At 62.5% G+C, this 6,149-nt stretch carries 6 protein-coding genes; 5 read left to right on the plus strand and 1 reads right to left on the minus strand.

From position 1 onward, the window contains the following. Positions 1 to 4: 4 nt before the first annotated feature. The 5 genes from G7020_RS14385 (at position 5) to hisC (ending at position 4,835) form a co-directional block, all read left to right on the plus strand. Complete coding sequence (locus tag G7020_RS14385) at positions 5 to 244, plus strand: BolA family protein (RefSeq protein WP_181085588.1); 240 nt, start codon at positions 5 to 7, stop codon at positions 242 to 244. 91 nt (positions 245 to 335) lie between these two features. Next, on the plus strand, positions 336 to 1,601 hold the full coding sequence (murA, locus tag G7020_RS14390; RefSeq protein WP_181085591.1) for a UDP-N-acetylglucosamine 1-carboxyvinyltransferase: 1,266 nt from the start codon (positions 336 to 338) through the stop codon (positions 1,599 to 1,601). Positions 1,602 to 1,622: 21 nt separating this feature from the next. Further along, on the plus strand, positions 1,623 to 2,252 hold the full coding sequence (hisG, locus tag G7020_RS14395) for an ATP phosphoribosyltransferase (protein WP_181085593.1): 630 nt from the start codon (positions 1,623 to 1,625) through the stop codon (positions 2,250 to 2,252). A 114-nt stretch (positions 2,253 to 2,366) separates the two neighbouring features. Then, a complete protein-coding gene (gene hisD, locus G7020_RS14400) occupies positions 2,367 to 3,677 on the plus strand; it encodes a histidinol dehydrogenase (RefSeq protein ID WP_181085595.1) in 1,311 nt (436 codons plus the stop codon). Positions 3,678 to 3,785: 108 nt separating this feature from the next. Next, positions 3,786 to 4,835 carry a histidinol-phosphate transaminase gene (gene hisC, locus G7020_RS14405; protein WP_181085597.1) on the plus strand — a complete coding sequence of 350 codons (1,050 nt, stop codon included), beginning with the start codon at positions 3,786 to 3,788 and terminating at the stop codon, positions 4,833 to 4,835. 354 nt (positions 4,836 to 5,189) lie between these two features. Here hisC and G7020_RS14410 read toward each other — a convergent pair. Then, positions 5,190 to 6,149, minus strand: a 960-nt coding sequence (locus tag G7020_RS14410; RefSeq protein WP_181085599.1) for an IS110 family transposase, incomplete at its 5' end; no start/stop codon positions are given.

The raw sequence follows: 6,149 nt of genomic DNA on the forward strand, positions 1-6,149 counted from the left end.
GAACATGCAGGCTGTAGAAGTTAAGCGTTTTCTGGAAGAGAAACTTCCGAATGCCCAGGTGGAAGTCGAAGGCGAAGGCTGTAACTTCCAGCTGAACGTGATCAGTGACGAGCTGGCCGGCCTGAGTCCGGTCAAGCGTCAGCAACAGATCTATGCCCATCTCAATCCATGGATCGCCGACGGTAGCATTCATGCCGTGACCATGAAATTCTTCAACCGCAACGACTGGCTCGCACGCGGCTGAAAACGCCATTCCAGGCAGCGCCGCAGCCTCCAACGCTGTGCGCCGCCCACTCTTAGGCAGGGCTTTCGGCCTGCGGGTTACAGGAACATCCATGGACAAACTGATCATTACCGGCGGTACGCGTCTCGACGGCGAAATTCGTATTTCCGGGGCGAAGAACTCTGCGCTGCCGATCCTGGCTGCAACCCTGCTGGCCGACACCCCGGTTACCGTCTGCAACCTGCCGCACCTGCACGACATCACCACCATGATCGAGCTGTTCGGTCGCATGGGCGTACAGCCGATCATCGACGAGAAGCTCAGCGTCGAAGTCGACGCCAGCAGTATCCAGACGCTGGTCGCGCCCTATGAGCTGGTCAAGACCATGCGTGCCTCGATCCTGGTGCTCGGACCCATGGTCGCCCGCTTTGGTGAGGCTGAAGTGGCGCTGCCGGGTGGCTGCGCCATCGGTTCGCGTCCGGTCGATCTGCATATCCGTGGCCTGGAAGCCATGGGCGCGCAGATCGAGGTGGAAGGCGGCTATATCAAGGCCAAGGCGCCTGCCGGCGGCCTGCGTGGCGCGCATTTCTTCTTCGATATCGTCAGCGTCACCGGCACCGAGAACATCATGATGGCCGCCGCCCTGGCCAATGGTCGCAGCGTGCTGGAAAACGCCGCGCGTGAGCCGGAAGTGGTCGATCTGGCCAACTTCCTCAATGCCATGGGCGCGAAGGTCTCCGGCGCCGGCACCGACACCATCACCATCGATGGCGTCAAGCGTTTGGGTGGTGGTCGTTACAGCGTGATGCCCGACCGTATCGAGACCGGCACCTACCTGGTGGCTGCAGCTGCGACCGGTGGCCGGGTGAAGCTCAAGGATACCGATGCCACCCTGCTTGAGGCCGTACTGCACAAGCTGGAAGAGGCCGGCGCTCACATCGATACCGGCAAGGACTGGATCTCGCTGGACATGAAGGGTAACCGTCCGCGCGCCGTCAACCTGCGCACCGCGCCCTATCCGGCGTTTCCCACCGATATGCAGGCCCAGTTCATCGCCATGAACGCCATTGCCGAGGGCACCGGCACGGTGATCGAGACGGTGTTCGAGAACCGCTTCATGCACGTGTACGAAATGAACCGCATGGGCGCGCAGATTCTGGTCGAGGGCAATACCGCCATCGTCACCGGCGTACCCCAACTCAAGGGCGCACCCGTGATGGCAACCGACCTGCGCGCCTCGGCGAGCCTGGTCATTGCCGGCCTGGTGGCCGAAGGCGATACGCTGATCGACCGCATTTACCACATCGACCGTGGTTACGAGTGCATCGAGGAAAAACTGCAACTGCTGGGCGCGAAGATTCGCCGCGTGGCGGGCTGAGGCCATTCAAGGAACAATGCAATGCTGACCATCGCCCTGTCCAAAGGCCGCATTCTCGATGACACCCTGCCGTTGCTGGCGGCGGCGGGAGTCGTCCCGACCGAGAACCCCGAGAAAAGCCGCAAGCTGATCATCCCTACCACCCAGGATGATGTGCGCCTGCTGATCGTGCGCGCCACCGATGTGCCGACCTACGTCGAGCATGGCGCTGCGGACCTGGGCGTGGCCGGCAAGGATGTACTGATGGAGTACGGTGGGCAGGGGCTCTACGAGCCGCTGGACCTGAAAATTGCCAACTGCAAGCTGATGACCGCCGGCAAGGTGGGCGCGCCGGAGCCGAAAGGGCGCCTGCGCGTGGCGACCAAGTTCGTCAACGTCGCCAAGCGCTACTACGCCGAGCAGGGCCGCCAGGTGGATATCATCAAGCTGTACGGCTCGATGGAGCTGGCGCCGCTGGTGGGCCTGGCCGACAAGATCATCGACGTGGTGGATACCGGCAACACGCTGCGCGCCAATGGCCTGGAGCCGCAGGAGCTGATCTGCCACATCAGTTCGCGACTGGTGGTCAACAAGGCTTCGATGAAGATGCAGCATGGGCGTATCCAGGCACTGATCGATGCCCTGCAGAGCGCCATCGACCATCACGCCTGATCTGTGCGGGTCCGCTATCCGCGCCATAGTCTGAATTTCAGGGTGCCCATGCGTCTGGCTTGTTAATCTAGGGCACCTGCAACAGCTTCGACGTATCCCTTCATGAGGCCCGTTATGACCGCTGCCACCGCCATTCGCCGACTCAACGCCACCGATGCCGATTTCGCCCGGCATCTGGATCATCTGCTGAGCTGGGAAAGCGTGTCCGATGAGGGTGTCAATCAGCGTGTGCTGGAGATCATCCAGGCCGTACGTGAGCGTGGCGATGCGGCGCTGGTCGAGTTGACCCAGCGTTTCGATGGCCTCGAAGTCGCCTCCATGGCCGATCTGATCCTGCCCCGCGAGCGCCTGGAGCTGGCGCTGGAGCGCATCAGCCCCGAGCAGCGCAGGGCGTTGGAGGTGGCTGCCGAGCGCGTGCGCAGCTACCACGAGAAGCAGAAACAGGATTCCTGGACCTACACCGAGGCCGACGGCACCGTCCTCGGCCAGAAGGTCACCCCGCTGGATCGTGCCGGCCTTTATGTGCCGGGCGGCAAGGCCTCCTATCCGTCCTCGGTGCTGATGAACGCGATTCCGGCGAAGGTCGCCGGCGTGCCCGAAGTGGTCATGGTGGTGCCGACCCCGCGTGGCGAGATCAATGAGCTGGTGCTGGCCGCTGCCTGCATCGCCGGTGTCGACCGGGTCTTCACCATCGGCGGCGCCCAGGCCGTGGCCGCACTGGCCTACGGTACCGAGAGCGTACCGCCGGTGGACAAGATCGTCGGCCCCGGCAACATCTACGTCGCCACCGCCAAGCGCCACGTGTTTGGCAAGGTTGGTATCGACATGATCGCCGGCCCATCGGAGATCCTCGTGGTCTGCGATGGCCAGACCGATCCAGACTGGATCGCCATGGACCTGTTTTCTCAGGCTGAGCATGACGAAGACGCCCAGTCGATTCTGGTCAGCCCCGACGCGGCCTTCCTCGACAGGGTCGCCGAGAGCATTCAGCGCCTGCTGCCGACCCTGGAGCGCGAGGAAATTGCCCGTACTTCCCTTGAAGGGCGCGGCGCATTGATCCAGGTCGCCGACATGGCCCAGGCCATCGAAGTGGCCAACCGTATCGCGCCGGAACATCTGGAGCTATCGGTGGAAAATCCCGAGCAGTACCTGGAGCAGATCCGCCATGCCGGTGCGATCTTCATGGGCCGTTACACCGCCGAGGCGCTGGGCGACTACTGCGCCGGCCCCAATCACGTGCTGCCGACCTCCGGCACCGCGCGTTTTTCCTCGCCGCTGGGGGTGTACGACTTCCAGAAGCGTTCGTCGATCATCCACTGCTCGGCGCAAGGTGCTTCGGAGTTGGGCAAGGTGGCTTCGGTGCTGGCCCGCGGGGAGTCGTTGACCGCTCATGCGCGCAGTGCGGAATACCGGATCAAGGGCTGAAAAGCCGATAAAAGCGCTGGAGGCTGGAGGCTGGACGAGGCGCAAACGTGCCCTTCGTTCAGCCTCCAGCCCCAGCCTTCAGCGATTTTTTGAAGGAGAGAAGGGCGGATGAGCAGATTCTGGAGCCCCTTCGTCAAGACCCTGGTGCCCTATGTGCCGGGTGAACAGCCGAAGCTGAACAAGCTGGTCAAACTCAATACCAACGAAAATCCCTACGGCCCGTCGCCCAAGGCCATTGCCGCGATGCAGGCGGAGATAGGTGACACGCTGCGCCTGTATCCGGACCCGAATGGCGAGCGGCTGAAGCAGGCGGTGGCCGATTACTACGGCGTGCAGCCCGCCCAGGTCTTCGTCGGCAACGGTTCCGACGAGGTACTGGCGCATGCCTTCCACGGCTTGTTCCAGCACGGCAAGCCGCTGCTGTTCCCCGATGTGACCTACAGTTTCTACCCGGTCTATTGCGGGCTCTATGGCATCGAGTACGAAACCATCGCGCTGGATGAAAGCTTCCAGATCGAGGTGGCCGATTACAATCGCCCCAACGGCGGCATCATCTTCCCCAACCCCAATGCGCCCACCGGGCGTGTGCTGGCGCTGGAGGCCATCGAGCGGCTGCTGCAGGCCAATACCGACTCCGTGGTGCTGGTGGATGAGGCCTACATCGATTTCGGCGGCGAGTCGGCGATTGCTCTGGTCGACCATTATCCGAACCTGCTGGTGACCCAGACGTTGTCCAAATCACGCTCCCTGGCCGGATTGCGTGTGGGGCTGGCGGTGGGGCATCCGGAGCTGATCGAGGCGCTGGAGCGCATCAAGGACAGCTTCAACTCCTTTCCGCTGGACCGCATCGCCATCGCCGGCGCCGCCGCCGCGTTCGAGGATCGTGACTATTTCCAGCAAACCTGCCAGAAGGTGATCGCCAGTCGCGAGGAAGTCGTCGCCGCCATGACGGCGCAGGGCTTCGAGGTGCTGCCCTCGGCGGCCAACTTCATCTTCGCCCGGCATCCCGCCCGCGACGCCGCTGAACTCGCTGCCGCGCTGCGTGAAGAAGGTGTCATCGTCCGCCATTTCAAGCTGCCGCGTATCGACCAGTACCTGCGCATCACCATCGGCACGCCGGAGCAGAACCGGGCGCTGCTGGATGCCCTGAAGCAATAAGCAGGTCGGGTCACGCTTCACCGACCCGACGAGGGGCCACGGAAGGCAGGAGCCGTGCCTATCGTGGCTCTGGGGTGATCTGTGAGTTCGTTCGTCGGATTACGCCTGCGGCTAATCCGACCTACGGCCTTGCTTCCACCGGTGGTCGCATTCCCACTTCGGCGTCCTGTAGGTCGGGTCACGCTTCATGACCCGACGAGGGGCCACGGAAGGCGGGAGCCGTACCTGTCGTGGCTCTGGGGTGGTCTGTGAGTTCGTTCGTCGGATTACGCCTGTGGCTAATCCGTCCTACGGCCTTGCCTCCACTGGCGGACGCATGCCCACTTCGGCGGCCTGTAGATACCGTCTTGCCCCTCACTTCGCAATAGCGAGTTCGGGGTTGAACGGTTCGCCGGATTTCAACACGCCATAGGCGATACAGAGCAATTTACGCATCGCCGCGCAGACGATCTGTTTGCCGGCTTTGCCTCTGGCTTTCATCCGCTCGACCATTGCCCGAATGGCAGGGTTACGGCTCATGGACGTAATGGCTGGCATGTAGAGCCCTGCGCGCAAGCTGGCCGACCCCATGCGGGAAATCCGCACATACCCTTTGAGTATTCCCGAGTCCTGTAGCTTGGGATTGAGCCCTGCAAAGGCGGTGACCGCTCGGCTGCTGCCGAAGCGTTGAATGTCCCCCAGTTCAGCCAGCAGAAGCGCTGCTGTCCGCTCAGCAATGCCGTCGATGCTCGTGAGCAGGTCACGCTGGCCGCGCAAGTCATCGTTGTCGTCGAAATGCTGCTTGATCGCTTCCAGCGTCTCGGCGATTTGCTGGCGTAAATGTTCAAGAACCGACTCGATCGACGCCTTGACCTTGGTCTCGCGGGTCACGTCCAGGCGGTTCTGTTCCATCTGCTCCAGCTCCTGAAGATCCTTCAGGCGATGCACCAGGGCCTTGAGGCGGCGAATGGACGGTGGATCAGGCTGCCAAGCACGCAGCTTGGCCTGATGCAGGCTGCCATAATCGGCAATGAGCTTGGCGTCGACCTTGTCGGTCTTCACCCGCTGCAATTGGCTGCGGGCGTAATAGGTAACTTGGGCCGGGTTGAGGACGCACACCCGGTAACCTCGCGCGAGCAGCCATTCGGCCAGGGCTTCGTAGTAGATGCCCGTCGCCTCCATGACGACCCATGCCTGCGGCTCGGCGTACTTGAGCAGCCATTGCTGGAACACCTCAAAGCCTGCTGAGTCATTGGTCAGCTTGCCTTTGGTGCGGTGCTTGCCGTTGCTCTGCAAGGTTGCGATGTCGAATGTGTGTTTGGCGATGTCGACGCC

The organism is Stutzerimonas stutzeri (genome assembly GCF_013522825.1).
GTDB classification, from domain to species: domain Bacteria; phylum Pseudomonadota; class Gammaproteobacteria; order Pseudomonadales; family Pseudomonadaceae; genus Stutzerimonas; species Stutzerimonas stutzeri_AK.